Here is a 24,951-nt window from a genome sequence, read left to right as displayed (position 1 = left end):
TGTTGATGGGTTAGAACCCGACTAGAACCTCGCGAGGTCGTAGTACGTTTTGACGTGTTCGGTTTCACGATACCCCGACGACTTCGGGCCATCGGAAACCACGGCTGCTTCCGCAGACCCCTGGGAAAGCGCAACCGCGGCAACACCCGCGGCGCCGCCGGTGACGGCTGCTTTCTTCAGGAATTCACGGCGGCCGAGCTTTTGCTTTTGTTCGCTCATCGCAGTCTCCTCAAAGATTGTGATCACAGTTACTTCCACTTGCTTGGTACCAAACGCCCGTTTCGGGTCTTGCTATTGACGGTGGAAAGCGGCATGAGCCGCCGCCCGCAATTCCAACAACTCTGTCTTCCCATTCAGCCGCCCACCCGTTTTGGGGCGACCGAGCCGCGCCGCCTACTGGCCGAAGCCGAAGGCGTCGCGTTCGATCTCCATGAACAACTTGCCGATGGTCCCCAACGGCATGTACACCGCCGCCGACTTGGCCTTTTCCATATCGGCGAAGAAATGGCCGGCCCAAGGCGCCAGATGCTTTTCAAAAAATGTGCGCTGACGCTCCAGGCTCGCCGGCTGCCCGAAAGCCCCGGTGATCAGGCCGTGCATGACCTCGCAGACGAAGGCGATGTGATCTTCCGGGTCGCTGACGCCGTCGGCGCGTGCGATACCCAGCTCTCCAAGATCGCGGCGCAGGTCGGCCAGCGGCTTCTCGTAGATAAATCCTGTCAGGTATTGCGACCCGTAGGGCGCTAGCTCACCGCCGGCGCCAAATCCATAAAACAACACCGTAAACTCTTCCTCGGCGACCACCTGGGTCGTGCGCTTGGCCAGGGCAGACAGGGAATTGATCGCTTGGCCAAGGGGGCTTTCGTCGCCGCTCAGCTCGCGGACAAAGGCAATGGTGTCGTCATCCATCGGCTTGGCGAGCAGCCGCGACAACAGCGCATAAACACCGGCCCGCTGCATGTCCTCTTCGGGCACGGCGGTCTGACCGGTCTTTGTTTCGGTGTCGGAAAGCGGCCGTTCTCCCTTGGCATCGCTTCCCATGGTGGCGTTGGCCTCCACTTGGATAATCCTTACTCTCCTTCCGTCGGCTTCGCCTGTTAAGTCGACGAATTCCGATGCCTTAAAAAGCGGGCTTGTTTTTACGCGGCAGCCCCCAAACCGGCCAACCGCGGATACTTCTTCCCGCTAATATATCAAGTGAACGCCTTTTCGCCCCTCAAGTCAACGGACCGCCTATTCCGCCATGCGGAAAAACAGGCCTAAACCCCCAATTTTTTCATGGACTTACCCCGTCTTGACCGATGGAACCCCAAGGCTGTCGGGACCGCATGGGATGGGTCAGCCGAGATCGTCCTCGGCCTCACCCAGATCGTCGTCGTAGCCTTCAACGGCCGCCTCCAGCCGCTTGCCCGGCTCTGGCAGGATTTCGGGCGCAGGGTTGCGCTGTCCGGGGGACTGATAATAGGGATTCGGTGTATAGGTCGGCAGGCGGACGCTCGATCCGCCCCGGTCCTGCACGCGGCGGGCCTTGTCAGAGACGGATTCATCCGCTTCGTCAGCCTGAAAACCCTCATTTTCCGCCGCTTCCGCCGCGTCGGCACTGCTGTCTGCCGGGGCATCTTCGGGTGCGGCTGTTTCTTCCGGAATCTCTTCTTCCTTCGGCGTGTCACGCCAGGCGTAGCCGCCTTCGTTCGGGCGATAGGCAGAAGCCCCGGCGGCCAATTGCGCCATCATGGAATAGTCTTCCCCGTATTCATGCATGCCGTCGATCAGACTGAAGGCGGGATCGCTGAGCCACAACTTGCGCAGGGCTTGGCGGCGCAGGAAATCAGGCACCCGTTTATCCATGAAACCGGTGAAATCGCTGTCCGGGGTCAATTCATCAAGCGGCGGCAGAGTCTCCACATAGGCCGCTTCCTCGGCGGTCAACTCGCGGACATCTTCATCGGCAGCAGCACCCTCGTCCGCCGTCGCCAACGGAGATTCCGCAACCGCGGCCTGCGGCGTTCCCGCGACCGGCCCGGCGGCACCACGGCGGGCGACCTCTATAGGAGGCTCATCAACGGACTCGCCCTTGGCACGCGTGCGCTTCAGGCGGGACCAGCGGCTCAGGGGGTTTTCGTCATCCGCACTCATTCATCCGTCTCCACTAGAGGCCGCGGGCGCATATCGCCCTTGCGTGGATCATAGGCCTTGTTGCGTTTGCGTTTGACGAATTGTTCTTCGACATGAAAGGTGTCGACGAAGGTGCCGATCCAGGCCGCCAGTTCCTCGGGCATGGGCACGCCTTCGACGATCATTTCCGAATCTTCCGTATAGCTTTCCGCTTCGTAGGGACAGGCGGTGACCAGTTTCGGCACGACCTCTTCGTCCTCGGCCTCTTCGCCTGGGGTCAGCACGACGTAGACGTGAGGTTGAAAGTTGCTGAGATTGGCCTTGTATCCTCCTGTTTCACCAGCAAACAGTTCCAATTCCAGGGTCGCGGCATGGAAGTGGGTCCAGCCCTCGCCCTCGCGGATCAGGCGCCAGCCTTCGCCCGCATCCAAGGCCGGCATGCCGGGAACCACAGCGACCGGATGATAGGAATAATCCTGCCAGGGGTTGTCGATCTTCCGGCGTTCGATGATGACGCCGAGCATGACCGTTTGGCGGCGGCTCATTGTACGGCCTCCGCGAACAGGGTCTCGGCCTCGGCCAGATTCTCCGGCTTGTTGATGTTGAAGAAAGGATCAAACGGGTCCGTCGGAAAGTCGACATGGACGATGGGGTACCGCGCGGTCCAGGCGTCGATCTTGCGCATGTCTTCTTGCGTCATCGCGGCACGCAGATCATCGGCCAGCGCCACGGGCCACAGGGCAAACACGGGATGGGTACGGTCAGCCGATTGGGCGCAGGCGATTTCCGCCCCCTGCGTCTCGACCGCCCGGTGCAGGTCCTGGACCAGGGTTGCGGGAAAGAACGGCGCGTCGGTGGCGAAGGACGCCAGCCATTTGGCCCCGGGATGAGCCTTTCGTGCCCATTCCATGCCCGTCAGGACACCCGCCAGCGGCCCGGCATGGCCGTCGATCACATCCGTCGCCGTCGGCAGGCCATAAGCCGCGAAGCGCGCCGGATCGCCGTTGACGTTGAGCAACAGGTCCGCGACCTGCGGCCGCGCGCGCGCCACCACGTGATCCAGGATCGGCTTGCCGCCGAGCGTGCGCAACGGCTTGTCGCCGCCGCCCATGCGCCGCGCCAGGCCGCCGGCCAGCAGCACACCGACAACGTCGGTAACGGTATCGGAGGCGGCGCTCATCGGCTGCCCTTGCGGCGCAGTTCCAGGGGCTCGTCCGCCGCCTCGCCGTGTTCGGCATCGAACTCGATGCGGTCCTGGCCGGCCAGGGCGATGAAGCGCCGCCCCTTGGCCCGGCCGATCAGGGTCAGGCCGACCTGGTTGGCCAGATCGACGCCCCAGGCCGTGAAGCCCGAGCGCGATACCAGGATGGGAATTTCCATCTGCACGGTCTTGATGACCATTTCCGAGGTCAGCCGCCCGGTGGTGTAGAAGATCTTGTCGCGCCCCGACCAGCCGTGCAGAAACATGAAGCCCGCGATCTTGTCGACGGCGTTGTGGCGGCCGACATCCTCCATGTACAGCAGCGGGCGATCGTCCTTGCACAGCACGCAGCCGTGGATGGCCCCGGCCTCCAGGTACAGGGACGGCGCCGTATTGATCTTCTTCATCAGCGCGAACAGCCAGGACGTCTTGATGACCGCGCCCTCGGCCAGCTTGACCTTCTCGAACTTCTCCATGACGTCGCCGAACACGGTGCCCTGGGCGCAGCCGGACGTCAGGGTCTTCTTCTTCAGCTTTTCCTCGAAATTCGTCTCGCGCTCCGTGCGCACGACGACGACCTCCAGGTCCTCGTCGAATTCCACCGCCGTGACCACGTCGTCGGGACGCAGCATGTTCTGGTTCACCAGATAGCCGACGGCGAGATATTCCGGATAGTCGCAGATCGTCATCATGGTGACGATCTCGCGGCCGTTGAGAAACAGGGTCAGGGGGCGTTCCACGGTGACCGAGGCGATCACCGGCGATCCGTCCTGGTCGATACCGGGCACCCTTTCCGTCAGGCGCGGATCGTCCGGGTTTGGCTTGACGACAAGTTCGCCCACGCCGTCCGCATAGGTCTCGCCCAGCGGATTCGCACCCGCCCTGGCGGAATCGGTGTCGCTCTGGCTCACGCCCTGTTCTCCCTAACCGGCGCGCGCCTAACACAACGCGGCGGTCATTCCTCGCGGGCCTTGGCCGCGCCGCCGGTCTTTATCGCCGGGGTCGCGGGTTCCCCAAACACGGGCCCAAGACATGGGGACCGCGAGTGTCGGCGGCAAGGGTCAAGAAATCAAGGGGCCGGGTGGCTCGGCAATGCCGATGTTTCCTGCTAAGACGGATCATCCCAGCGACCATCCGCCAGCCGACGAGCCCGCCCATGCCTTTCCCCGACATCATTCTGATTCGCCACGGCCAGACCGAATGGAACCGCGAGGGCCGCATCCAGGGCCATGGTAATTCGGTCCTCACCGAATTGGGCCGGGCCCAGGCGGCGGCTTACGGGCGGCTGCTCGCCGACCGTTTCCACCCCCTCGCCCCCTTCGCCCTCTATCGCAGCCCGGCCGGGCGCTGCGCCGAGACCACGGCGCTGGCCTGCGCCGCCGCGGGCCTCGACCCGGCCGCCTTCGCCATCGACGATCGGCTGAAGGAAAAAGGCTACGGCCGATGGGAAGGCATGACCCGGCCCGAAATCGCCCAGGCCGGCGACAAGGCGGATCTCGGCGCCATGGACGCCGACGCCTGGGGCCACCGCCCGCCCGGCGGCGGCGAGACGCTGGCCGAAGTCATGGACCGGGCGCGGAGCTGGCTTTTGGACCTTGCCCCGGAACAGCCCGCGATCGTGGTCTGCCACGGCGGCACGGGGCGCACCCTGATCCGCAGCTATCTGGGCCTGGACGGGGACGCGACCCTGGCCATCCCCATGCGCCAGGACGTGGTGTTTCACCTGACGGCGCGCGGTCTCGACGTGCTGGAAACCGGCGCCGACATGAGTTAACTGAATTTCAGCTAATTCGAAAAATCAATCCATCCCGTCGACCAGCAGCAACGTGCCCGTGGCCGAGGCCATGCGGATCGCCAGCGGCTTTTCGTATTCCGGCGAGGCGTGCCAGGCCTTGGCCGCCGCCATGTCGGGAAAGCGCAGGACGACCGTGCGCGAAGAAGGTTCCGAGCCCTCCAGCGCGACCTGTTCGCCGCCACGCACGATGTATTCGCCGCCGTAAGCGGCGATCGTCGCCGGCACCAGGGCCTGATATTCCTTGAAGGTTTCCGGGTCGGTGATGTCGATCTGGGCAATCACGTAGGCGGCCATCGGCGGCGTCCTCCCTTTCCGTCGTCAATCGGTGTGACCGGGAAGGCTATCCCAGATGCCCCTGCTTGACCCAGAGCAAACAGCCGTTATCCGTGCGGGGCGAATGGAAGCTGCCGGGCGGCAGGCGGAACCAGGTGCCCTTGTCGTGGATGCCGTTTTCGTCCTCGACGCTGCCCTCGAGAACCAGGACCTCCTCGCCGCCGGGATGGCTGTGGGGGGCCGCGACGCAGCCCGCCCCCATCTTGGTCAGCCACACGCGCTCCGCCCCGTATTCGTACAACGGCATGCGGAACAGGCCCGGCACGTCACCGGCGACCCAGTCCCCTGCCTTGGTGTCGATGGTCACCTGTTCCTGGTCGTCGGGATCCATCTGGCGCAGTTTGACGAAGATGGTGCAGCCGGAGACGGTTTTGGGTGCATGGCTGCTGCCGACCGGGTTGCGCACGTAGGTGCCGGCAGGAAAGTCGCCGTGTTCGTCGGAAAACACGCCCTCCAGAACCATGAATTCCTCGCCGCCGCCGTGGCGGTGGGTGGGAAATTCAGACCCGGGGGCATAGCGGACGATCGAGGTCGCGCGGGCGACCTCGTCGCCGTCCCGCTCCAGCAGGCGGCGTTCGACCCCGGGCGACGGCGACGGGACCCAGGCAAGCGCGGTTGAATCGACGATGGCCGGCCGGGCCAGATCGGCGTGAAGTTTCATCGGTGGCGCCTCCGCTACGGGCATGAAGGTATCGGTTGTCGGCGAACATGCCCCCGCCCCGCGGTCCGGGCAAGCCGGACCGCAGGACAATCACCTTTTCCGCGCGGGAACTTGTCACGATTGCGTGTTCGGCTCAGGCGCCGCGCGTGTTCCCGAACCACCGTCCCGCCAAGGCATCCGCCCGGTTCAGCCGCCGGGCGAGGTACGCCCGGGTCTCCGCCTGGCCCGGGCTGCCGTCGCGGCACCACCGGCGCAGCACGGCGAGAAACAGCAGGGTCAGGCCGATCTCCTCCATCTGGCGCTGGCGGCCGCCGGCCGTCATTCCCGCCGCGTCGCGCAGCCATTGGATCAGGCGCGACAGGTCGAACACCATGGGCACGTAATGATGCGGATGGAACGGCCAGAGCTTACCCCTCAGCATCTGCGCCGTCACCCGGTGATGAGGGCTCAGCGCGTCGAACCAGCGCAACAACAGAATGTTCAGCCGATCCCTCACCGGCTGCCGCGCGAACCCCCGGGGCGGGGCCGCCAGCATGGCCGCCCGCGCCCGGGTGAACCAGGCGTTGGCGAGGGCGTCCTTGTCAGGGAAATGATCGGCGAGGTCCGCCGGGGACAGGCCCAGATCGGCGGCCAGGGCGCTCAGGCTGAACGTGTCCCATCCGGCATCCCCAGCCAGGGCCAGCGCGCGGTCAAGGATCATGTCCGCCGACGGGGATGCCTGGGCGGTCTTGGCGGTGCCGTGTTTCCGTCGGGGTGCCCCCATGGGCGCCTCCCGTCGACGTTGGATCAGTAGACGAGCTTGCGGATGTCGTCGGCGTTGGACGACCACTTGGACCAGTCGCGCACGCCCATGCCCCAGTTGTTGACGGTGCCCTTGTCGATGCCCTGATCGATCAGCCATTGACAGGTCTTGGTCTGCCCGGCCGCCGCCGCATACATCAGCGCCGAATTGCCGTGGGTGTCGGTGGTGTCGATCTTCATGCCCGCGTCCAACGCCTGTTGCAGGCTGTCGCGGTCGCCGCGTTGGGCGGCCAGCATGAAGTCCTCGACGGAAAGTCCATTCTTGCCGGATGCGATAGGGTTTGCCATTGCGTGCCTTTTCCTCCCTTTCCGGGGCTTTTTATTGCGCCCGGCGGTCCCCACATAGTTAGGGTCTGGGATTTGGAATGTAAACGGCCCAAACAGAAGGGGCGAATACCCCTACTCGCACACCGTTTTTATTCTCTGTAAAATAGCCTAAACAAAATACATGTTCGAACGCACGAGCGTCACCAGAAGGGCGCCGGATAGGGAAGCATCGGTCTTATGAAGCTCAATGAGAAGCATCTCCTCGTCTGCGACTGCGAGGGCACCATGTCGATCGACGGCAAGGCCCTGGCCAAGGCCTGCGCCCAGGGGGGGACAGCCGACGGAGACCTGAAGGTGGCGACCCACCTGTGCCGCCGCCAGGTCGAGGAATTCCAGCGCGTCGCGGGAACCGCCGGCCAGGCCGGGGAGACCCTTTTGGTCGCCTGCACTCAGGAAGCACCCCTGTTCCTGGAAACCCTGGACGAAATGGACGCCGCCCCGGCGATTGCCTTCACCAACATCCGCGAAAAGGCCGGCTGGTCCGATGCCGCCAAGGACAAGAAGGCGCAGACCAACCTGACGGCCAAGATGGCGGCGCTTCTGAACGAAGCCGCCATGGACCTGGCTGGCGCGCGCTCCGTCTCCATGAAGTCCGACGGCGTGACGCTGGTGCTGGGGAAGGGCGAGGACGCCATCAACGCCGCGCGCAAGCTCTCCGGGCGCCTGAACGTCACCCTGGTCCTGGAAGGGGCCAAGGACGTGCCGCCGCCGGCGGTCATGGAATTTCCCGTGTTCGCGGGCAAGGTCACGGGCGCCGGCGGGCATCTGGGCGCCTTCAAGGTCGCCATCGCCGGTTTCATCCCGGCCAAGGCGTCCTCGCGCGGCGTCCTGGAATGGGAGGGCGAACCGCAGGCCGGAACCTCCGAATGCGACCTGATCCTGGACCTGCGCGGCGGCTCGGCCCTGTTCCCTCATGCGGACAAGCGCGACGGCTATTACAACCCCGACCGCGGCAACCCGGCCCTGGTCGCCGAAACCATCTTCGAGATGACGGAGATGGTCGGCGAGTTCGAAAAACCCCGCTATGTCGACTACGACGACAAGATCTGCGCCCATTCCCGAAGCCGCATCACCGGCTGTTCGCGCTGCATCGACACCTGCCCGGCCGGCGCCATCACGCCCGACAACGAACGGGTCAAGATCGACCCCTATCTGTGCGGCGGCTGCGGCGTCTGCGCCTCGGTCTGCCCGACGGGGGCGGCGACCTATGCCCTGCCGCTCGGCGACGAGTTGTTCAAGCGGGCGCGCACGGTGCTGCGCACCTACGCCAAGGCCGGCGGCACGGACCCGGTGCTGTTGGTCCACGACGCGGACCAGGGCGAGGAAGCCATCGGCCTGATTTCGCGGATGGGGCGCGGCCTGCCCGCGAACTGTATTCCCTTTGCCGTCAACGAGGTGACGCAGGTCGGCCTCGACCTGTTCCTGTCGGCCGCCGCCTACGGCGCCGCACACTGTCTGATCCTGCTGCCGCCCAAGAAGCGCGCGGAGGCCCAAGCCCAGGAAGGCGAGATCGCCATCGCCGAAACGGTGCTGGACGGTCTCGGCTACGGCACGGGCCGCATCCGCCATCTGCATCTGGACGATCCCTCGGCGGTCGAGGACGCGCTGTGGTCCCTGGAGAAACTCAGCCCCATGCCGCAGGGCGATTTCCTGCCGCTGGGCCGCAAGCGGACGATCATGCGCCTGGCCCTCGACACGTTGCATGCCGGTGCGCCCAACAAGGTCGACGAGATCGCCATGCCCGCGGGCGCCCCCTTCGGCACGGTGACCGTGGATGCCGCCGGCTGCACACTCTGCCTCAGCTGCGTCGGTGCCTGCCCGGCCCGCGCGCTGCGCGACAATCCGGACAAACCGCAATTGTCGTTCGTCGAGGATGCCTGCGTGCAATGCGGGCTCTGCGCCAAGACCTGCCCGGAAAAGGTCATCACCCTGACCCCCCGCCTGTCGTTCAAGGACGAAGCCAAGAGCCCCCGCGTGCAGAAGGAGGAAGACCCCTTCCACTGCATCCGCTGCGGCAAACCCTACGGCACCCGCGCGACAATCAACCAGCTGACCAACAAGCTGAAGGGCCATTCCATGTTCCCGGGCGCGGCCCTCGACCGCATCAAGATGTGCGACGACTGTCGCGTCATGGTGCAGTTCGAGGTCGCCAACCCGCTGGCCGGCGCGCCCAAGCCGATGACCCGCACGACCCAGGACTACCTGCGCGAACGCGACGAAATGCGTGCGGCGGCGGAGGCCGACATGCGGGAAAAAGGGCTGAAGCCGGGCGCGGATAACGACGGCTGAACGGGGTTTCAATGGGTACGGCCATTTCCGCCCTATGGAATTTCTTCTAAAAAAGAGGGGCGACAAGGGCGTTCCGCATTACTATCTTTGTTACGATATGACTGAATGGAATAACGGCTGCCGGGTGGCGAACGGCCCCGGCGGCGGCCCAAAACCGGGCCATGATACGACCTTGAGGATGCAACTGGGCTGACTCCATGACCAGCATGATTGACCCCTTCGGACGGGCGGTAAGCTACCTCCGCGTTTCCGTCACAGACCGCTGCGATTTCCGCTGTGTCTATTGCATGGCGGAAGACATGACGTTTCTGCCCAAGGCGGAAATCCTGTCGCTGGAGGAACTCGACCGCCTGTGTTCCGCCTTCGTGCGCAAGGGCGTGAAGAAGCTGCGCCTGACCGGGGGCGAACCGCTGGTCCGGCGCAACATCATGTCGCTGATCCGCTCCCTCGGCCGCCATTTGAAGACCGGCGACCTGGAGGAACTGACCCTGACCTCCAACGGCTCCCAGCTTGCGCGGTTCGCGGATGAACTGGTCGATGCCGGGGTCCGGCGCATCAATGTTTCCCTCGACACCCTCGATCCCGATCGGTTCGAGGCGATCACCCGTTGGGGCAAGCTGGACAAGGTTCTGGACGGCATCGACGCCGCCCGCAAGGCCGGCCTGCACGTGAAGATCAACACGGTGGCCCTGAAGAATTTCAACGAGGACGAACTGGACCGCATGATCGAATACTGCGGCGAGAACGCTTTCGACATGACCCTGATCGAGACCATGCCGCTCGGCGAGATCGACCAGGACCGCACGGACCAGTACCTGCCCCTGTCCAAGGTGCGCGAGCGCCTGGAGAAAACCTGGACCCTGACCGATATCCCGTTCAAGACCGGCGGTCCGGCGCGCTACACGGAAGTGGCGGAAACGGGACAGAAGCTCGGCTTCATCACGCCGCTGACCCATAACTTCTGCGAAGGCTGCAACCGCGTGCGCCTGACCTGCACGGGCACCCTCTACATGTGTCTGGGCCAGGACGACGCGGCGGATCTGCGGGCACCCTTGCGCGCCTCCGAGGGTGACGATCTGCTGGAAACCGCCATCGACGAAGCCATCGGCCGCAAACCCAAGGGCCACGATTTCGTCATCGAACGGCGCGGCGACGGCCCGGCCGTGAGCCGCCACATGAGCGTCACCGGCGGCTGATGCCCGCAGCGGTTTCGGATGGATTGACCGCCCTTCCCTGCAAAGAATAGAGTTTCCGTCATGTCCAGATGGCAGAAATACGATTGGGACCTGATGGTCCGGCGCCGCGCCCCCGCCCCCCTGATCGCAGTGGCGCTGCTGCTGTCGTTGTGGCTGGCGACGGCGGAAAGCGGCTCCATCACCGCCGTCAAATGCAAGGCCGACCACGCAGAGTTGCTGGCCTCCATCGAGGCCGCCCGCCAGCAGACCATCGACCAGATCAACCTCCAGCTTGCCGATACCGGCGACTACCAACGCATCGAAGCGCTGCTGGCCATGCGCGAGCGGGCCTGGGACGAGGAAGAAGCCCAGCGCGGCAACGCGCAACACATTTTCTATGACTGCATAAGCGCCGCCAAGCGGCCCGGCTGAACCTGCTTGCCGATATCCCCGGTCAGCCGGGGCCGGTCGTCAGGGCGCCGGCGATCTCGTCGGCGCAGGCCTTCAGGGGGGCAACCATGGTGGTGACCGCTTCGGCCATGGGCAGGGCGCTTTTCAGGTAGAGCACGTTCATGGCCGCCACGGAACGGCCGCCCACCAGGATCGGCACGCCGATGGTGGAAATGCGCCGGCCGTATTCCGTGCGTGAGTATTCGTCGTGCATGGTGGCGTAGCCCTGATCGCGGATGCCCGCGAGGTAGGCTTCCGCCTTGGCCCGGTCGCGGGCGATCTCGTTCCATACGGCGGGCATCGCCGTGACACGGTCGAGCACTTCTTCGCGCTCCTCGGTGCTGGCGAAGGCGAGGTAGGCCAGGCCCAGGCTGGTCCCCAGCATGGGCGCGCGATAGCCCGGCAGCCGGTTGACCAGGATCGAGCCCGCGTCGCGCGAGGATTCGATCAACACCATGGCGTCATGGTCGAAGATCGCGACGTCCGACGGCCAGCCGAAGCGGTTGCGGAACGCCGCGATGATGGGGCCGACGATGCGCCCGACGGCGCGGTGGCGGTCGTATCCCGAACACAGCAGCAGGGTCTTGCCGGTCACTTCATAGGCCGTGTGGTGTTCGTCCCGCACGACGAAGCCCGCATGCATGAGGGTTTCCAGCATGCGCACGATGGTCGCCTTGTCGAGACCCGTTTCCCGGTGCAGTTCGCCGATGGTCGCACGGCCCTTCAGCTTGTTGACGGCCGCCAGCACGTCGAGCCCCCGAAGGGCGGCATTCACCGGCTTGTACGACCCCATGAGCGGTTTCCTTTCGGCCCGGACCGGACCCGGGCGGGCCGCCGTCCGAATACCGTGATTTGCGAATGTTTCATCAGATGAAATGTGATTTCATTTACAAATAACCGGGCCTGGATCATTTTTCAAGCAACGGAAAACACCACCCAAAGGGCGGGGCCTCATCCAAGGAAACCAAAGACCATGACCATCCAGAAGAAACCCCTCGGCACCCTGGGTGTCGAGATCACCGGCATCGACGTGGGCCGGGATTTGTCCGGCGGCAACGGCGACAACCTGTTCGGCGACATCCGCCAGGCCTGGCAGGAAGCGGGCGGCCTCATGGTGATCCGCGACCAGACCATCGATCAGCAGCAGCACATTGATTTTTCCCGCCGCTTCGGTCCCCTGTTTCATGATGAAGGCCAGCCGCCCTTGCAGGACACGGTGTCGCGCTATCTGCATCCCGATCACCCACAGCTTTACCGCGTGTCCAACAAGGTCGACGCAAAGGGCGAGGCCCAGGGCCGCAAAGGTGCGGGCACCTACTGGCATTCCGACGTGTCGTTCCGCGACCGGCCGGCCCAGGCTTCGGTCCTCTACGCCATCGAAATCCCGCCCTACGGCGGCGACACCATCTTCGCCGACATGGCGGCGGCCTACGATGCCCTGTCGGACGGCATGAAGGCGATGCTGGGGCGCCTTAACGCCGTGCACGATTTCGCCGTCGCGGCGGCAACGCAGTACGCCAAGCCCGTCGTCATCGACAAGGACTTCGACGGCGCCAACCAATGCGTCCATCCTATCGTGCGCACCCATGCGGACACGGGGCGCAAGTCGCTTTACGTGAACCCGGGCTTCACCTCGCATATCGAGGGCTTCACGATGGAGGAAAGCCGCCCGATCCTGGATCATCTGTACAAACACGCGACCCAGCCCGAATTCCTCTACCGCCATGCCTGGCGGCCCCATGACCTGCTGGTCTGGGACAACCGCACGCTCATGCACTACGCCGTGTCGGATTACGCCGCCGACCGCTACATGGAACGCACGACGGTGATCGGCGAACGTCCGGTCTAGGGCCGACATTTTCGATTTTCAGATGGCCTGCGAATGGGCCACACTACCGTATGTCACCGGACCCGTTGACGCGCGTGATCGAGAATGAGCGCACACTGAACGCGCTGCTGCGGACGGTCGTCAACCGTCAGCCGCTGGACGAGGTCCTGCACGCCTGCCTCGATATTATCCTGTCCGTCAGCTGGCTGGCCATTCAGCGCAAGGGCGGCGTCTTCCTTGTCCGTGACGAAGACCAGGTGCTGGAGCTGGTCAGCCATATCAACCTGAACCCTGAACTTCAGGCCCTCTGCGCCCGGGTGCCGTTCGGACGGTGCCTATGCGGCCGGGCGGCGGCCACCGGAAAACTGCTGTACACGAACTGCGTCGACCACCGCCACGAGATTCGTTTTGACGGCATGGCAGCGCACGGCCACTACAGCGTCCCGCTCGTCGACGACGGCAAGGTTCTGGGCGTGGTGGTCCTCTACCTGCCGCATGGCCACGCGGCGGACGACAGCGAAGCTGCCTTCGTCCATGCGATCGCTGACATCCTGGCCCTCGTCGTTCGCCAGAAGACGTTGGAGGAGAAGCTGGAGAAAACGGTCTTGGAATTGGAGAGGCAGGCCTACTTCGACCCGCTGACGAAGCTCTACAACCGCCGTTCCTTCGATGAACGGCTCGCGGAACAGCACGAATTCGCCCGGCGCAGCGGCGCCCCCCTGTCCTGCTTCATGCTGGACCTGGATTTCTTCAAGAAGGTCAACGATACCTACGGACACCCGTCGGGCGACCAGGTGCTGCGTGCGGTGGGTCAGCACCTGAACCAGGCCAAGCGGCGATACGACATTGCCGCGCGCTACGGCGGCGAAGAGTTCTGCGTCGTCCTGCCGGACACCGACCTGGGCACGGCCGCCGACGTGGCCGAACGCCTGCGTCGACAGATCGAAGAAGCTGAATTCGACATGGGCGATGGCACGCGGATTTCGATCACCGTCAGCATCGGCGTCGCTGTCCTGGGGCCCGGCCAATCGGCCGAAGACCTTGTGAAGGCGGCCGACACGGCGCTCTATCGTGCCAAGCAGGCTGGGCGCAACCGCATCGAGGCCGCGGCCCCGGGCCCTTGAGTCCATCGCCGGTCCAAGGCGGCAGGTGTCACGGCTGCGCTCCAGGCGATCAGGCAACGGCTTGTGCGGCGGGGACGCATTCCGTATAGGTTTGTCATGACCACGCCGGCCCCCGCCCTCCACAGCACGAAAAACCTCGTCATCCTCGCGATCTGTCAGGCGCTGTTTTTCTGCGGCCGCACACTCACGTTCTTCGCCGCGACCCTGGTCGCGATTTCGATGCTGGGCGAGGACCTCGCCCTGGCCACGGCACCGATCACCATGCTGCTGATCGGCACATCGGCGGGCACCCTGCCCGCCGCGTTCCTGATGCGGACCTGGGGACGGCGATGGGGGTTCGCCTTCGGCTCGGCGGTCGGCAGTATCGGCGCCCTGATCGCCGCCCAGGCGATCGCCCTGGACAGTTTCCTTCTGTTCAACATCGGGTTGCTGATCGCGGGTATCTACACCGGCTTCGCGCAGCAATACCGTTTTGCCGCGGCCGAGGTCTCGCCGGACCATCTGAAGGAACGCAACGTCTCCATCGTCATCGCGATGAGCGTCATCGGCGCCTTCCTCGGCCCGGAAACGGCGCTGTACGCCAAGCATTGGATCACCGACGTGCCGTTCCAGGGGGCGTTCTTCATGATGGCGGCGTTCACGGCGCTGTCCGGCGTCGTCATCCTGTTCGCGCAAATTCCCCGGCTGACGAAGCAGGAATACGCGGATACGGGCCGCCCGCTGTGGACCATCATGAAGTCGCCGACCTTCATCGTCGCCCTGATCGCGGCCCTGTTCGGCTATGTCGTGATGAACTTTCTGATGGTCGTCACGCCGGTCACCATGGGCACGCTGAAGACCGTCATCTTCACCCACGAGAACATCAAACTGGTGATCCAGTGGCATGTGGTCGGGATGTTCCTGCCGGGGTTTTTGACTGGTCACCTGATCAAGCGGTTCGGCGTCGTCCGCATCATCGCCACGGGGGCGGCGATTCTTCTCTCTTCCGTCCTCGTCGCCCTGAACGGGGTGTCCTTCGCCCATTTCCTCACGGCGCTGATCCTGCTCGGTATCGGATGGAACTTCACGTTCACCGGCGGCACGATCCTGATCACCGAAGTCCACAGCCCGGCCGAGCGCGCCAAGGTCCAGGGCACGAACGATTTCCTGCTGTTCACGGGCCTCGCCGTCTCCTCGCTGATGGCCGGCAGCGTCTACCACTACTTCGGCTGGGCCTGGGTCAACTACGCCATGCTGCCGGTGATCCTGGTGATTTTGCTGTCGGCGCTGTGGTTGCGCAGCGTCCGCCGCCGGGAACAGGCCCTGGCCAAGGCGGCGGCGGAGTAGCCTCCAAAGCGCGTGCCCCCATCGCCTAAGGCCGCAGCCCCATCAAATAACGGTTCAGCCCGGCCATGCAGTCGTGGAACGGCGCCATGGATTGCGCCGACTTGGTCTGGCTGAACGCGCCCTGGATGGCGGCGACGATCAGGGTCGCGGCCTCGTCCGTGTCGGCCGCCGCGTTGACCTTGCCCGAATGCTGGCCGCGGGTGAGGGCACGGGACAGTCGCCGGCGCCAGGCGCGGTAAAGCTCCTCCACCCGTTGCCGAAATCCGCCGTCGATCGGCGACATTTCCTGCGCCAGGTTGTTCAAGGGACAGCCCAGCAGGTGAATGGCCGGGACGCGGCCCGTCATGTTGTCCTGGATCGTGCGGGCGATGGCGGCCAAGGGATCGTCTTCGCCCTCGGCGTCCAGCGGCGCCAGCCACCAGTCCTCCAGATAGGCCTTCACCTTCTCGTCCACGACGGCATAGCCGAGCGCCATCTTGTTGGGGAAATGGTGGTACATCGCCCCCTTGGTGACGCCGGTCATGGCCAGGATGTCGTTCAGCCCCGCGGCCTGGAAGCCGTGGCGGTGAATGACTCCGTAGGCGGCTTCAAGAATCTGCCGCCGGGTCTCGTCGGGTTTGTAGGCGCGGGACATACCAGGGAGTATGAATTTACCGCAAGGCTTCCGCAACCACACTTAAGCAGCTAAGTTGCGGAAAGTTCCCTGATTTTTCAAAGACCGCCATGACCGACGCGCCCCCCGTCTCGAAAATCGCCTTCGTCGCCGCGAAGCAGCCGGAGGCCCAGGAAGCCCTCAAGCACCTGGCGCACCGCTACGGCAACATGCCGACCGAGGACGCCGAGGTGATCGTGGCGCTGGGCGGCGACGGCTTCATGCTGGAAAGTCTGCACGGGGCCATCGGCAGCGGCACGCCCATCTACGGCATGAACCGGGGCACGGTCGGATTCCTGATGAACGAATATCTGGCCGAGGGCCTGCCCGAGCGCATCGCCCGCGCCCAAGCGGTGAGCCTGCGGCCCCTGAAAATGACGGCGACGGACGTCAACGGCAATACCACCACGGCGCTGGCCATCAACGAGGTGTCGCTGCTGCGGGAATCGCGCATGGCGGCGAAAATCCGCATCTTCATCGACGGCGTCGCGCGCCTGGACGAAATGATCTGCGACGGCGTGCTGGTCGCCACGCCGGCCGGTTCCACCGCCTACAACCTGTCGGCCCATGGGCCGATCATCCCCATGGGGGCGGACCTGTTGGCGCTGACGCCGATTTCCGTGTTCCGCCCCCGGCGCTGGCGCGGCGCGCTGCTGCCCCGCAAGGCCGAGATCGCGTTCGAAATTCTCCAGCCCGAATTAAGACCCGTCAGCGCCACCGCCGATTACACCGAGGTGCGCGACGTCAAACGGGTGGAAATCCATCAGGACCACAGCCACCGCCTTGAGCTGCTGTTCGATCCCGAACATAACCTGGAAGAACGCATCCTCAAGGAGCAGTTCGAACCGTGACCGCTGACGACAAAACCCCCGCGCCCGCACCAGACGACACAGAGAACGACCCGGAAAGCACCGGCCCCGGCCCGGAAACGGAAGGCAACCCAAAGACCCGCCCGCTGCGCATGATCCTGACCCTGGCCCTGGGCGGTGCCGGCGGCATCCTGTTCCACGAATTGCACATGCCCCTGCCCTGGATGATCGGGGCGCTGGTGTTCACGGTGGTCGCGTCCCTGTCGGGCGCTCCCCTGGTCCGCCCGAAGCGCCTGCGCCTTTACATGGTGCCGGTGCTCGGCGTGATGCTGGGGGCCGGGTTCACGCCGGAAGCGATCCGCCACGCCTCCGAATGGATCGCCTCGCTGTCCATGCTGCTGGTCTACGCGGTCGGAATCACCGCCATGGTGTCCTATTACCTGGTCAAGGTCGCGAAATGGGATGCGGCGACGTCCTATTTCTCCGCCTCGCCGGGCGGGTTCGGGGAAATGGCGCTGCTGGGCGAGGCCATGGGCGCCGACGACCGCAAGATTTCCCTCAACCATTCCGTCCGCATCATGCTGACGGTGCTGATCATCCCCTTCTGGTTCAAGTTTTTCGAGGGCTACCAGCCGGGCAACATGGGGGCCCTCGGCAACATGGCCGATATCCGCCTCAAGGACGCGGCGATCCTCATCGCCTGCGCCGTGGTCGGGTATTACGTGGCGCGGCGGCTGCGGTTTCCGGCGGCGCAGCTTCTGGGCCCGACCCTGGTGTCGGCCATCGTTCACATGTCGGGCCTGACCGAGGCCCGCCCACCCCAGGAAATCGTCGCCCTCGCCCAGGTCGTGATCGGCGCCTCGATCGGCTGCCGTTTCCTCGGCATTTCCCTGCGCGACATGTTCGGCACCATGGTCCAGGCGGCGGGCATCACCGTCTTCATGCTCGGCGCCGCCTTCGCCGGGGCCTGGGTCGTCAGTTCCTTCACGGGCCTGCCGGTGAACACGCTGTGGCTTGCCTTCGCGCCCGGCGGCCTTGCGGAAATGACCCTGATCAGCCTGTCGCTCGGCATCGACGTGGCCTTCGTGTCCGTCCATCACATGGTGCGGGTGATCTTCCTGGTGGCCATGGCGCCCATCGCCTTCAAACTGTTGAAGGGCGTGCTGGAACGCGCCGAGGCGGCCAACAAGTCCTGATCCGGTTCAGCGGTGGTCGGCGCCGACGGCGGCGGCGACGGACTTGAAGCCGTCGCGTTCCAGAAGGTCCGCCAATTCGGCGGCAATGCGCGCCGCCAGATAGGGTCCATCGAAGACCAGCGCCGAATAGATCTGGACCAGCGACGCCCCCGCGCGGATGCGGGCATAGGCGTCCGCCCCGGTGGCGATGCCACCCACCCCGATCAGGGGGATATCCCGGCCGACAAGCTGATACAGATCGGAAATCACGCCCTTGGCCATGGCCTTCAGCGGGGCCCCGGACAGACCGCCGATCTGCCCCTTCTGCTGATCGCGGAGGCCGGCCGGGCGGCTGATGGTCGTGTTGGTCGCGATGATACCGTCGATGCCCACATCGGCGACGACGGCGGCAATGTCTTCCAGATCCGCGCTGGCCAGGTCCGGCGCGATCTTGACCAGCAGCGGAGGACGGTTGGCCAGCCCGTCGCGCGCCGCCTTCACCGCCGTCAGCAGCGCCGTCAGCGGCCCTCGGTCCTGCAAGGTGCGCAGCCCCGGCGTGTTGGGGGACGACACGTTGACGACCAGATAGCTCGCCATGGCGCCCAGGCGTTCGACGCCCAGGACATAATCCCGCACTTCGTCGGCCGAGTCCTTGTTGCGGCCCAGGTTAACGCCGGCAATGCCCCGCCCCATCGGCCCGGCGCGGAACTTGGCCAGGCGCGCGGCCATGGCGTCATGGCCGCCGTTGTTGAAACCCATGCGGTTGATCACCGCGCGGTCGTCGGTCAGGCGGAACAGGCGCGGCTTGGCGTTGCCCGGCTGCGGGCGGGGCGTGACGCTGCCGACTTCGGTAAAGCCGAACCCCAGGCCGAGCACCGCCCCGGGCACCCGGGCATCCTTGTCGAACCCGGCGGCCAGGCCCACGGGGTTATCGAAGTCCAGGCCCCAGACGCGGGTTTTCAGGATCGGCCGTGGAACCGCCGTCACCGGCGGCGCCAGCCCCAAAGACAGCGCCATGAGGGCCAGAGAATGCGCGAGTTCCGGATCGAGGCAGCGAAGGGCCGGCATCAGCCGGTCGGCAAGAGTCATCTAAAGAGCTTCCTGCAGGTTCAGTTCGGGCGGGAATTGGTGGCGGCCGGACGCATCGAGCGGCAGATCATAAACCGCCATCACCGCCGATATGGGCAACGGTCCGTAAAGATGCGGAAACAACTGGCCACCCCGCGATTCTTCCCATTTAAGGGCGTCGCCCAATTTTCGCGGATCGACACGCAAAAGGACAATCCCGGACTGACCGGCGCGGTGCTTGGCCGCACTTTGCACGACCTGACCGGCATCCGAGAAATGGATGAAACCGTCGGCAACGTCCTGGGACGACCCGGCATACGCCCCCGCCCGCTCGGCAGCGGCCCATTCTTCCTGGCGGCACATGTGATAAATGGCGGAATCTTTGGGGTTCATGGCGGTTATGGCTGTGATTCTGGATAATTGTTCCGGCGGTTCGGCCGGGAGATTAGATCACATCGCCGCCCGTGGGAACCGGCCATCTCGGCCTTCCGCATCCTATGACCAACGGCCAGGGGGTATTGATCTGGCATGGCAATTGCGTATTTCGACACGAATTCATGCGGAATTCAGAAACAAATCACCTTACCGAAACACGGGAACAAAAAAATGGGCTCAAAGGCAAACCGCCCCTCGCTGAATCTGGAACTGGCGCTGACCGAACTGGAAGACTTGGTCGATCTCGGCATCAAGTTCGTACCCGTGCAGCCGTCGCTCGCCATGATTCAAGCCGGTGCCCGTGCAAGCGGCGTTGACGAAGCCCTGGTCGCCAAAATCTACCGTGCGATGTTGGAAGCGGATGCCCTCGACGATCCCGACGCCCCTACCGGCCTGCGGGCCAACTGACCCCCCTTACCAAACAATCGGGTCCGGCCCGTCGATGACCGGCCCGCCCGCCAGCAGGCGCACATCCCCGGTGCCGCCGTCGGACCGGCGGGGGCGTGGCGACTCCGCGGATTCCACGGGGTCGCTCCACCCATAACCGCCTTCGAACAGATCGCCGCCATGGCCCGAGGCAAAGGTGAACACGCCGTTACCCGTCAGCCAGTCCGTCACCGGCGGGGCCGCCGGCACGGGCTTGTCCGCGACGGCTGATTTCGGCCCGGCCGGCGGGGCGGCGGCGGATCGCCGTGATTCTTGCCCGCGCGCGCCGGGTGGCACCGCCCGGGCCTGACGCGTCAATTTCAGACGGCCGCCCGATTGCCCACGGGCATCGACGGTCAGGTCCACATCGAACGCCCCCTGCCCCTCCGGCACGATCAGACTAAGGTCCCGGAGATCGCCCATCGTCAAACGCCAAGGACCGTCACCGTCGGCCTCGCCGTCCCGAACGCCGCCGGTCAGATGCACCCCCGCCGGCACCCCGTCCAATATGAACGCCACATCGCCGACCATTTTGCCCATCCCACGGGCGAAGGAAATCGCGACGGGAAAGCCGACCCGCCCGCTGCCGTCCAGAACCACCGGCGCCTCGATTGAAAAGCGCAGCCCCGATTCCAGGGCCGCCAGGCCCGGTTCCACCGTCAGGCTGCCCGTGCGTACATGCCCGTCGCTGGAGATCACCGTAACGGGGAAGGTGTGCGGGCCGCTGGCCCCCGGAGGAAACCGCATGCGCAGGCCGCCAGGAACCGTCAGGTCGTGTTCCAGCAGGGTCGCCGTGCCGTCACCGTTGTCCACGCCCGCGTTCAGGGTCACCCCCTTGCCCAGGCCGCCGACGATCAGCACCGACATGTCGCGCGGGTTCAATCCCGGCACCGCCGTCATGAGGTCGAGGGGCAGACCCGTCTTGGCGTCTTCGACCTGGGCCTTGCGGTCGTCGTTCGAATCAGGGTCGTCGGCCATGTTCCAATCCTTACATGAACAGCTTCGCCGTTGATGCGGCGGGCGATTGCCGCCATTTTCAGGAATGATCGGGGAGACCGCCAGAACTTTGACTGCCCGGGCGCGATTAGGATCAATTCGTTGTCCCTGTCTTCCCGCCGGGCGGCAGGTCCCAAGGGCGGCGAAAGCAAAAACGGGAGAAATCCACGCATGTCAGACCGGGAAGCGATCCTGTTCGCCAACGACACCTTTTACGCCGCCTTCGCCGACGGCAGCATCGAACGGATGCGGACCGCCTGGGCCGATGACCGGGACATCACCTGCATCCACCCGGGATGGCGGCCTCTGGCCGGCCGACAGGCGGTGATGGACAGCTGGAAGACGATTTTATCCTCGGGCGAGACGGCGGACATCCGCTGCGTCGGCGCGCGGGCATATTCCCTGGGGGACACGGCCTATGTCACCGGGTTCGAACGCATGCCCGGAACGCTGCTGACCGCGACCAATGTCTTCGTGCGGGTGGGCCCCCTGTGGCGCATGGTTCACCATCAGGCCGGCCCCTGCCAGGACCGCGGCGCCGCTGACCGGGAAGAGATCGATCCAACCCTGCAATAGGGGGTTCGGAACATTCAACGAATGCGTTAAAAAGTCTGTGGGGAGTAGACATTGGATATCTGAGGAGGAGGAGGCCTCGTTTGACCATGAAGACGATCAAGATGACCATCGGAAGCGTGACCCTGAACGTCAACCTGCGCAACACACCGACCGCCGCCGCGATGTGGGAAGCCGCACCCTTTACGTCCCAGGCCAGCACCTGGGGCGAGGAAGTTTATTTTGCGACGCCCGTGTCCCTAAGCCGCGAGGCCGATGCCCGCGCCGTGGTTCAGCCGGGCGAGATCGCGTTCTGGCCCGACGGCGACAGCATCGCCATCGGGTTCGGCCCCACACCCATCTCCCAGGGCGACGAATGCCGTCTGGCCTCGCCCTGCAACATCTGGGCGGATGCCGTCGAGGATGTGAAGACCCTAGCCGCCGTTCCGGCAGGCGCGGCCGTCACCGTTTCCCGCGGAGAATAGGGGGCTTCGCCGGCATCGGCGGAGTTGATCTGGAGCAATTCGGATCACCCAGCAATAGAATATCATGACTTTCTTAAGTTTCAGGAGGGTGTCATGAAAAAACACGCCACCACTGTCGGGGATTTCCAAGCTTTGTACTTCGATGCCTGGAGGACCTATTTCGACCTGTGGCGCAAAGGCATGGAAGGGTTCTGGAAAATTTACCATCCGTCTCCTCACCGGCGCGGCGAAGACAAGCATGCGCAACAACCCTGCGCGGACGAAGGTGCGCAGCTTGCCCGCCATTACGGACGCCGTTGCCATGATGTGAACGTCGAACACATCTGACACGGGTTGCATCCCATGCCCGACGAGCGGTATCGATGATGGCGAAAAGGCTACTGGACGCCTTCGCCGATAAGGAGCATGGGCCGTGAGCAAAGCGACGACCGGGCTGGACGGGGCCCTCTACGACTACATCCTTGAGACGACCTTGCGCGAACCGGACATCCTTGCCCGGCTTCGCAAGGAAACGGACGGCCACCCCCGCGCAGGCATGCAGATTTCCCCAGACCAGGGCCAGCTGTTGGCCCTGCTCGTCGAGCTTCTGGGCGCCCGGAGGATCGTCGAGGTCGGGACTTTCACCGGCTATAGTTCGCTCGCCATGGCGATGGCCCTCCCTGACGACGGCGAAATGGTATGCTGCGACGTGTCCGAGGAATATACATCCGTCGCCCGCCGCTATTGGGCGGAAGCCGGCGTGGAAGCACGCATCACCCTGCGCCTGGCTCCCGCGGTCGAGACCCTGGACGCCCTGATATCCGAGGGCCGGGCCGGCGCCTTCGACCTGGCGTTCATCGACGCCGACAAGGAAAACTACCAGAATTATTTCGAACGCTGCCTGACCCTGATCCGACCGGGCGGCCTGATCGCCGTCGACAACGTGTTGTGGAACGGGCGGGTCATCGACCCCACGGACGACAGCGTCGATACGAAGGCGATCCGCGCCTTCAACGCGGGCCTGAAGGACGACGGCCGGGTCACGATCTCGCTGCTGTCCGTGGCCGACGGCCTGACCCTCGCCCGCAAACGCTGAGCCCCCGGCCGCGTCCCCCGAAATAAGGCACGGCGGCACGAAATGGTCCCATTTACCGCCAACAATGGCCCTGATTTCGGGCGATACCTCCTGTCATCGGATCAACCCGGTAAAGGAGACAGACCATGCCCAGCCATGTCTACCATCCCCGGCCCGCCGCGGGCCTGATCGCCACCGGCCTGGTCGCCGCCGGCCTGACCGCGGCAGGGCTGTTCGCAACCGCCCTGCTTGCCGCGGGTGTCGCCCGCGCGGCGGAACCTTATGACGCGGCCTGCGACGCGGCGACCGAACACGGCCAATCCGTTCCCTTGATCGTCACCGGGTTCGAAACCGGCAGCGCCGCCGTCCCCGCCAACCAGGAAGGCGATATCCGCGCCTTTGCAAACACCCTTCCGTCCGGCACGACCATCTGCGTCGTCGGTCAGGCGGACAAACGCGGTCCCGTGGACCTGAACGACCAACTTGCCATGAACCGGGCCCGCGCCGTCGCCGCCCGCCTGATCGGCGCCGGCGTGGCGCCGCAGGACCTCAGCGTTTCGTCACGGGCGGAAGCCTTCGGCGACACGGCACCCAACTGGTTCTGGTTCAACGGCAGCCGACGGGTCGAGGTCGTCGCCCTGTACTGACAGGGGATGTGCTTCAGGCCAAGTCCCGCAGAATACGGGTAAACCGGCCGACCGCCGCCTCGAGCGGCCCGTCATTGGGAAAATCGATGACGTCCGGGCCTTCCACGCGGAAGGCCCGGGCGCGTTCCAGCCGACGGGCGATCTGCTCGTCGGTTTCCCGCGCGCGGGCGCCCAGGCGCGTGCGCAGCGTCACCTCATCAGCCGTCACCGAGATGACACGCAGGTGCCGAAACCGGCCCCGCGCCTCTTCGATCACGGAACGGGACGCATTGACCACCACCGTGCGCCCGCCCACAAGGTCATCCACGGTTTCCGTCGGGATGCCGTACCACAGACCATGGGCCCCCCAGGACAGAAGATAGCCGCCCAACTCACGGCGCGCATGGAACTGGCTTTCCGTGACCGCCGCATGGTCCTCGGATCCGGCATCGGCCGGGCGGGTGATGTCGCGGCGGGGGAAAACAACACCGGCATCGTCGGCAAAGGCCTGCCGGGCGCCGTCGATCAGGCTGTCCTTGCCCGCCCCGGACGGGCCGACGACCAGAACCATGGTGCCGGGTAAAACGTCCTGTGTCACGGCGCGGACGGGGATGCGAGGGGCTGCGAACATGGCCCCGGTAGATACAGGGCCCGAATGACCCGGGTGTGAACGCCGGGTGACGGTTCGGTTAAGTCCATGTCCGGAGACCTGGGCTAAAGAGCATGATGCCGGCGCGGGACCGGCGGCGGGCCGTCGAAAAGGCGCGCGGGCCGGGCCGGGCGCCGCTGCGGCAATGGCGCAGGCCGCGCCGACAAGGCGCCCAATAGTTCACGGAACCGAACCTTGGCCGCCGCCACGTGATGCCCCCGGGGATAGGTCAGCAGATAAACCTTCACTTTTTCCGGATCGTTGGATGCATCGGCTTGCCGCCAGAACGCCGTGTCCTCATCGATCACGGCGATGACGACCGGCACCTTCGGGCCGGCGGGGGGTGCCGGCGTCATCAACTCTTGTTCCTCGACCTCGGCAACAGGCTGGGCGGTCACTGCGGGACCATCCTGATCGACAGGGGGCGGCAGAATAAATTCCGAAACCCCCTCGCCGGTCATGGCTGTCGTCTCCGCCGCCGCCGACAGGGGCATCAGCCCGAGGGCCAACGCCAAGGCGGCAGGCAGCCATACGTAACCGTGACGGGGGCTGAATATCGGTTTCGGTATCTGCATCATTTGCCTTCCCGTTCGGGCAAC

32 protein-coding genes are annotated in these 24,951 nt (G+C 65.0%); 15 read left to right on the top strand and 17 right to left on the bottom strand.

What is annotated here, in order from left to right; translation table 11 throughout:
• Positions 1 to 21 precede the first annotated feature (21 nt).
• The 6 genes from RJ527_12835 to fdhD form a co-directional block, all read right to left on the bottom strand.
• Entirely contained in the window at positions 22 to 219 is a 198-nt protein-coding gene (locus tag RJ527_12835) for a twin-arginine translocation signal domain-containing protein (protein ID WND74924.1), read from the bottom strand.
• A gap of 174 nt (positions 220 to 393) precedes the next feature.
• Entirely contained in the window at positions 394 to 1,059 is a 666-nt protein-coding gene (locus tag RJ527_12830; protein ID WND74923.1) for a molecular chaperone TorD family protein, read from the bottom strand.
• A 279-nt stretch (positions 1,060 to 1,338) separates the two neighbouring features.
• Positions 1,339 to 2,136, bottom strand: a complete 798-nt coding sequence (locus RJ527_12825; protein ID WND74922.1) for a DUF3306 domain-containing protein — start codon at positions 2,134 to 2,136, stop codon at positions 1,339 to 1,341.
• Positions 2,133 to 2,660 carry a DUF3305 domain-containing protein gene (locus RJ527_12820; GenBank protein WND74921.1) on the bottom strand — a complete coding sequence of 176 codons (528 nt, stop codon included), beginning with the start codon at positions 2,658 to 2,660 and terminating at the stop codon, positions 2,133 to 2,135. The genes RJ527_12825 and RJ527_12820 overlap by 4 nt, the downstream gene beginning before the upstream one ends.
• Complete coding sequence (mobA, locus tag RJ527_12815; protein ID WND74920.1) at positions 2,657 to 3,295, bottom strand: molybdenum cofactor guanylyltransferase MobA; 639 nt, start codon at positions 3,293 to 3,295, stop codon at positions 2,657 to 2,659. The genes RJ527_12820 and mobA overlap by 4 nt, the downstream gene beginning before the upstream one ends.
• Positions 3,292 to 4,158 carry a formate dehydrogenase accessory sulfurtransferase FdhD gene (gene fdhD / locus RJ527_12810; GenBank protein WND78055.1) on the bottom strand — a complete coding sequence of 289 codons (867 nt, stop codon included), beginning with the start codon at positions 4,156 to 4,158 and terminating at the stop codon, positions 3,292 to 3,294. The genes mobA and fdhD overlap by 4 nt, the downstream gene beginning before the upstream one ends.
• Positions 4,159 to 4,472: 314 nt before the next feature.
• Here fdhD and RJ527_12805 point away from each other — a divergent pair, with 314 nt between their 5' ends.
• The gene (locus tag RJ527_12805) at positions 4,473 to 5,090 is read left to right on the top strand and encodes a histidine phosphatase family protein (GenBank protein ID WND74919.1); all 618 of its coding nucleotides are present in this window, start codon (positions 4,473 to 4,475) and stop codon (positions 5,088 to 5,090) included.
• Between the two features lie 24 nt (positions 5,091 to 5,114).
• Here the strand turns inward: RJ527_12805 and RJ527_12800 are convergent, their stop codons facing one another.
• From RJ527_12800 to RJ527_12785, 4 genes are all read right to left on the bottom strand, one after another.
• Positions 5,115 to 5,405 (bottom strand): DUF1330 domain-containing protein, encoded by a 291-nt coding sequence (locus RJ527_12800; GenBank protein ID WND74918.1) that lies wholly within the window; start codon positions 5,403 to 5,405, stop codon positions 5,115 to 5,117.
• Between the two features lie 46 nt (positions 5,406 to 5,451).
• The gene (locus RJ527_12795) at positions 5,452 to 6,105 is read right to left on the bottom strand and encodes a cupin domain-containing protein (GenBank protein ID WND74917.1); all 654 of its coding nucleotides are present in this window, start codon (positions 6,103 to 6,105) and stop codon (positions 5,452 to 5,454) included.
• Positions 6,106 to 6,238: 133 nt separating this feature from the next.
• Positions 6,239 to 6,868, bottom strand: a complete 630-nt coding sequence (locus RJ527_12790) for a helix-turn-helix domain-containing protein (GenBank protein WND74916.1) — start codon at positions 6,866 to 6,868, stop codon at positions 6,239 to 6,241.
• 23 nt (positions 6,869 to 6,891) lie between these two features.
• Complete coding sequence (locus tag RJ527_12785) at positions 6,892 to 7,194, bottom strand: ankyrin repeat domain-containing protein (GenBank protein ID WND74915.1); 303 nt, start codon at positions 7,192 to 7,194, stop codon at positions 6,892 to 6,894.
• A 216-nt stretch (positions 7,195 to 7,410) separates the two neighbouring features.
• Here RJ527_12785 and RJ527_12780 point away from each other — a divergent pair, with 216 nt between their 5' ends.
• From RJ527_12780 to RJ527_12770, 3 genes are all read left to right on the top strand, one after another.
• The gene (locus tag RJ527_12780; GenBank protein ID WND74914.1) at positions 7,411 to 9,522 is read left to right on the top strand and encodes a 4Fe-4S binding protein; all 2,112 of its coding nucleotides are present in this window, start codon (positions 7,411 to 7,413) and stop codon (positions 9,520 to 9,522) included.
• Between the two features lie 206 nt (positions 9,523 to 9,728).
• Positions 9,729 to 10,718, top strand: a complete 990-nt coding sequence (gene moaA / locus RJ527_12775) for a GTP 3',8-cyclase MoaA (protein WND78054.1) — start codon at positions 9,729 to 9,731, stop codon at positions 10,716 to 10,718.
• A gap of 60 nt (positions 10,719 to 10,778) precedes the next feature.
• Positions 10,779 to 11,129 carry a hypothetical protein gene (locus RJ527_12770; protein ID WND74913.1) on the top strand — a complete coding sequence of 117 codons (351 nt, stop codon included), beginning with the start codon at positions 10,779 to 10,781 and terminating at the stop codon, positions 11,127 to 11,129.
• Positions 11,130 to 11,151: 22 nt separating this feature from the next.
• Here RJ527_12770 and RJ527_12765 read toward each other — a convergent pair whose 3' ends face one another.
• Entirely contained in the window at positions 11,152 to 11,940 is a 789-nt protein-coding gene (locus tag RJ527_12765) for a helix-turn-helix domain-containing protein (protein ID WND74912.1), read from the bottom strand.
• Between the two features lie 180 nt (positions 11,941 to 12,120).
• Between RJ527_12765 and RJ527_12760 the strand changes: the two genes are divergently transcribed.
• From RJ527_12760 to RJ527_12750, 3 genes are all read left to right on the top strand, one after another.
• On the top strand, positions 12,121 to 12,996 hold the full coding sequence (locus RJ527_12760) for a TauD/TfdA family dioxygenase (GenBank protein ID WND74911.1): 876 nt from the start codon (positions 12,121 to 12,123) through the stop codon (positions 12,994 to 12,996).
• Positions 12,997 to 13,070: 74 nt separating this feature from the next.
• Entirely contained in the window at positions 13,071 to 14,099 is a 1,029-nt protein-coding gene (locus RJ527_12755) for a sensor domain-containing diguanylate cyclase (protein WND74910.1), read from the top strand.
• Between the two features lie 96 nt (positions 14,100 to 14,195).
• The gene (locus RJ527_12750; GenBank protein ID WND74909.1) at positions 14,196 to 15,425 is read left to right on the top strand and encodes an MFS transporter; all 1,230 of its coding nucleotides are present in this window, start codon (positions 14,196 to 14,198) and stop codon (positions 15,423 to 15,425) included.
• A 25-nt stretch (positions 15,426 to 15,450) separates the two neighbouring features.
• On the opposite strand, the gene RJ527_12745 is transcribed toward RJ527_12750, so the two are convergent.
• The gene (locus tag RJ527_12745; protein ID WND74908.1) at positions 15,451 to 16,059 is read right to left on the bottom strand and encodes a TetR/AcrR family transcriptional regulator; all 609 of its coding nucleotides are present in this window, start codon (positions 16,057 to 16,059) and stop codon (positions 15,451 to 15,453) included.
• Positions 16,060 to 16,148: 89 nt separating this feature from the next.
• On the opposite strand from RJ527_12745, the gene RJ527_12740 reads away from it, so the two are divergent.
• Both RJ527_12740 and RJ527_12735 read left to right on the top strand, forming a co-directional pair.
• Positions 16,149 to 16,928, top strand: coding sequence for an NAD kinase (locus RJ527_12740; protein ID WND74907.1), 780 nt, complete (start codon positions 16,149 to 16,151; stop codon positions 16,926 to 16,928).
• The gene (locus tag RJ527_12735; GenBank protein WND74906.1) at positions 16,925 to 18,082 is read left to right on the top strand and encodes an AbrB family transcriptional regulator; all 1,158 of its coding nucleotides are present in this window, start codon (positions 16,925 to 16,927) and stop codon (positions 18,080 to 18,082) included. The genes RJ527_12740 and RJ527_12735 overlap by 4 nt, the downstream gene beginning before the upstream one ends.
• Positions 18,083 to 18,088: 6 nt before the next feature.
• On the opposite strand, the gene RJ527_12730 is transcribed toward RJ527_12735, so the two are convergent.
• A complete protein-coding gene (locus RJ527_12730; protein ID WND74905.1) occupies positions 18,089 to 19,150 on the bottom strand; it encodes a quinone-dependent dihydroorotate dehydrogenase in 1,062 nt (353 codons plus the stop codon).
• Positions 19,151 to 19,522, bottom strand: a complete 372-nt coding sequence (locus tag RJ527_12725) for a DUF952 domain-containing protein (GenBank protein WND74904.1) — start codon at positions 19,520 to 19,522, stop codon at positions 19,151 to 19,153.
• A gap of 213 nt (positions 19,523 to 19,735) precedes the next feature.
• On the opposite strand from RJ527_12725, the gene RJ527_12720 reads away from it, so the two are divergent.
• Positions 19,736 to 19,972: a hypothetical protein gene (locus tag RJ527_12720; GenBank protein ID WND74903.1), complete on the top strand. Its 237-nt coding sequence runs from the start codon at positions 19,736 to 19,738 to the stop codon at positions 19,970 to 19,972.
• Positions 19,973 to 19,978: 6 nt separating this feature from the next.
• Here the strand turns inward: RJ527_12720 and RJ527_12715 are convergent, their stop codons facing one another.
• Positions 19,979 to 20,968 (bottom strand): hypothetical protein, encoded by a 990-nt coding sequence (locus tag RJ527_12715; GenBank protein ID WND74902.1) that lies wholly within the window; start codon positions 20,966 to 20,968, stop codon positions 19,979 to 19,981.
• A 189-nt stretch (positions 20,969 to 21,157) separates the two neighbouring features.
• Here RJ527_12715 and RJ527_12710 point away from each other — a divergent pair, with 189 nt between their 5' ends.
• From RJ527_12710 to RJ527_12690, 5 genes are all read left to right on the top strand, one after another.
• Positions 21,158 to 21,562, top strand: a complete 405-nt coding sequence (locus tag RJ527_12710) for a nuclear transport factor 2 family protein (GenBank protein WND74901.1) — start codon at positions 21,158 to 21,160, stop codon at positions 21,560 to 21,562.
• 86 nt (positions 21,563 to 21,648) lie between these two features.
• Positions 21,649 to 22,023: a cyclophilin-like fold protein gene (locus tag RJ527_12705; protein ID WND74900.1), complete on the top strand. Its 375-nt coding sequence runs from the start codon at positions 21,649 to 21,651 to the stop codon at positions 22,021 to 22,023.
• 93 nt (positions 22,024 to 22,116) lie between these two features.
• The gene (locus tag RJ527_12700) at positions 22,117 to 22,350 is read left to right on the top strand and encodes a hypothetical protein (GenBank protein ID WND74899.1); all 234 of its coding nucleotides are present in this window, start codon (positions 22,117 to 22,119) and stop codon (positions 22,348 to 22,350) included.
• A gap of 85 nt (positions 22,351 to 22,435) precedes the next feature.
• Entirely contained in the window at positions 22,436 to 23,098 is a 663-nt protein-coding gene (locus tag RJ527_12695; GenBank protein ID WND74898.1) for a class I SAM-dependent methyltransferase, read from the top strand.
• A gap of 125 nt (positions 23,099 to 23,223) precedes the next feature.
• Positions 23,224 to 23,724, top strand: coding sequence for an OmpA family protein (locus RJ527_12690; GenBank protein ID WND74897.1), 501 nt, complete (start codon positions 23,224 to 23,226; stop codon positions 23,722 to 23,724).
• Between the two features lie 13 nt (positions 23,725 to 23,737).
• Here RJ527_12690 and phnN read toward each other — a convergent pair whose 3' ends face one another.
• Together phnN and RJ527_12680 are read right to left on the bottom strand one after the other, a co-directional pair.
• Positions 23,738 to 24,334: a phosphonate metabolism protein/1,5-bisphosphokinase (PRPP-forming) PhnN gene (gene phnN / locus RJ527_12685; GenBank protein WND74896.1), complete on the bottom strand. Its 597-nt coding sequence runs from the start codon at positions 24,332 to 24,334 to the stop codon at positions 23,738 to 23,740.
• Positions 24,335 to 24,417: 83 nt separating this feature from the next.
• Positions 24,418 to 24,930: a hypothetical protein gene (locus RJ527_12680; GenBank protein WND74895.1), complete on the bottom strand. Its 513-nt coding sequence runs from the start codon at positions 24,928 to 24,930 to the stop codon at positions 24,418 to 24,420.
• Positions 24,931 to 24,951 lie beyond the last annotated feature (21 nt).

The sequence above is a fragment of the Thalassospiraceae bacterium LMO-SO8 genome, assembly GCA_031655335.1.
Classification (GTDB): Bacteria; Pseudomonadota; Alphaproteobacteria; order Rhodospirillales; family Casp-alpha2; genus UBA1479.
This window is presented reverse-complemented; position numbering and strand designations above follow the sequence as displayed.

Excerpts from the sequence above, each read along its gene's own strand:
- RJ527_12835 (WND74924.1), bottom strand. The coding sequence starts at position 219 with ATGAGCGAACAAAAGCAAAAGCTCGGCCGCCGTGAATTCCTGAAGAAA.
- RJ527_12825 (WND74922.1), bottom strand. The coding sequence starts at position 2,136 with ATGAGTGCGGATGACGAAAACCCCCTGAGCCGCTGGTCCCGCCTGAAG.
- RJ527_12820 (WND74921.1), bottom strand. The coding sequence starts at position 2,660 with ATGAGCCGCCGCCAAACGGTCATGCTCGGCGTCATCATCGAACGCCGG.
- mobA (WND74920.1), bottom strand. The coding sequence starts at position 3,295 with ATGAGCGCCGCCTCCGATACCGTTACCGACGTTGTCGGTGTGCTGCTG.
- RJ527_12805 (WND74919.1), top strand. The coding sequence starts at position 4,473 with ATGCCTTTCCCCGACATCATTCTGATTCGCCACGGCCAGACCGAATGG.
- RJ527_12800 (WND74918.1), bottom strand. The coding sequence starts at position 5,405 with ATGGCCGCCTACGTGATTGCCCAGATCGACATCACCGACCCGGAAACC.
- RJ527_12795 (WND74917.1), bottom strand. The coding sequence starts at position 6,105 with ATGAAACTTCACGCCGATCTGGCCCGGCCGGCCATCGTCGATTCAACC.
- RJ527_12790 (WND74916.1), bottom strand. The coding sequence starts at position 6,868 with ATGGGGGCACCCCGACGGAAACACGGCACCGCCAAGACCGCCCAGGCA.
- RJ527_12785 (WND74915.1), bottom strand. The coding sequence starts at position 7,194 with ATGGCAAACCCTATCGCATCCGGCAAGAATGGACTTTCCGTCGAGGAC.
- RJ527_12780 (WND74914.1), top strand. The coding sequence starts at position 7,411 with ATGAAGCTCAATGAGAAGCATCTCCTCGTCTGCGACTGCGAGGGCACC.
- moaA (WND78054.1), top strand. The coding sequence starts at position 9,729 with ATGATTGACCCCTTCGGACGGGCGGTAAGCTACCTCCGCGTTTCCGTC.
- RJ527_12770 (WND74913.1), top strand. The coding sequence starts at position 10,779 with ATGTCCAGATGGCAGAAATACGATTGGGACCTGATGGTCCGGCGCCGC.
- RJ527_12765 (WND74912.1), bottom strand. The coding sequence starts at position 11,940 with ATGGGGTCGTACAAGCCGGTGAATGCCGCCCTTCGGGGGCTCGACGTG.
- RJ527_12760 (WND74911.1), top strand. The coding sequence starts at position 12,121 with ATGACCATCCAGAAGAAACCCCTCGGCACCCTGGGTGTCGAGATCACC.
- RJ527_12750 (WND74909.1), top strand. The coding sequence starts at position 14,196 with ATGACCACGCCGGCCCCCGCCCTCCACAGCACGAAAAACCTCGTCATC.
- RJ527_12745 (WND74908.1), bottom strand. The coding sequence starts at position 16,059 with ATGTCCCGCGCCTACAAACCCGACGAGACCCGGCGGCAGATTCTTGAA.
- RJ527_12740 (WND74907.1), top strand. The coding sequence starts at position 16,149 with ATGACCGACGCGCCCCCCGTCTCGAAAATCGCCTTCGTCGCCGCGAAG.
- RJ527_12730 (WND74905.1), bottom strand. The coding sequence starts at position 19,150 with ATGACTCTTGCCGACCGGCTGATGCCGGCCCTTCGCTGCCTCGATCCG.
- RJ527_12725 (WND74904.1), bottom strand. The coding sequence starts at position 19,522 with ATGAACCCCAAAGATTCCGCCATTTATCACATGTGCCGCCAGGAAGAA.
- RJ527_12720 (WND74903.1), top strand. The coding sequence starts at position 19,736 with ATGGGCTCAAAGGCAAACCGCCCCTCGCTGAATCTGGAACTGGCGCTG.
- RJ527_12715 (WND74902.1), bottom strand. The coding sequence starts at position 20,968 with ATGGCCGACGACCCTGATTCGAACGACGACCGCAAGGCCCAGGTCGAA.
- RJ527_12710 (WND74901.1), top strand. The coding sequence starts at position 21,158 with ATGTCAGACCGGGAAGCGATCCTGTTCGCCAACGACACCTTTTACGCC.
- RJ527_12705 (WND74900.1), top strand. The coding sequence starts at position 21,649 with ATGAAGACGATCAAGATGACCATCGGAAGCGTGACCCTGAACGTCAAC.
- RJ527_12700 (WND74899.1), top strand. The coding sequence starts at position 22,117 with ATGAAAAAACACGCCACCACTGTCGGGGATTTCCAAGCTTTGTACTTC.
- RJ527_12690 (WND74897.1), top strand. The coding sequence starts at position 23,224 with ATGCCCAGCCATGTCTACCATCCCCGGCCCGCCGCGGGCCTGATCGCC.
- phnN (WND74896.1), bottom strand. The coding sequence starts at position 24,334 with ATGTTCGCAGCCCCTCGCATCCCCGTCCGCGCCGTGACACAGGACGTT.
- RJ527_12680 (WND74895.1), bottom strand. The coding sequence starts at position 24,930 with ATGATGCAGATACCGAAACCGATATTCAGCCCCCGTCACGGTTACGTA.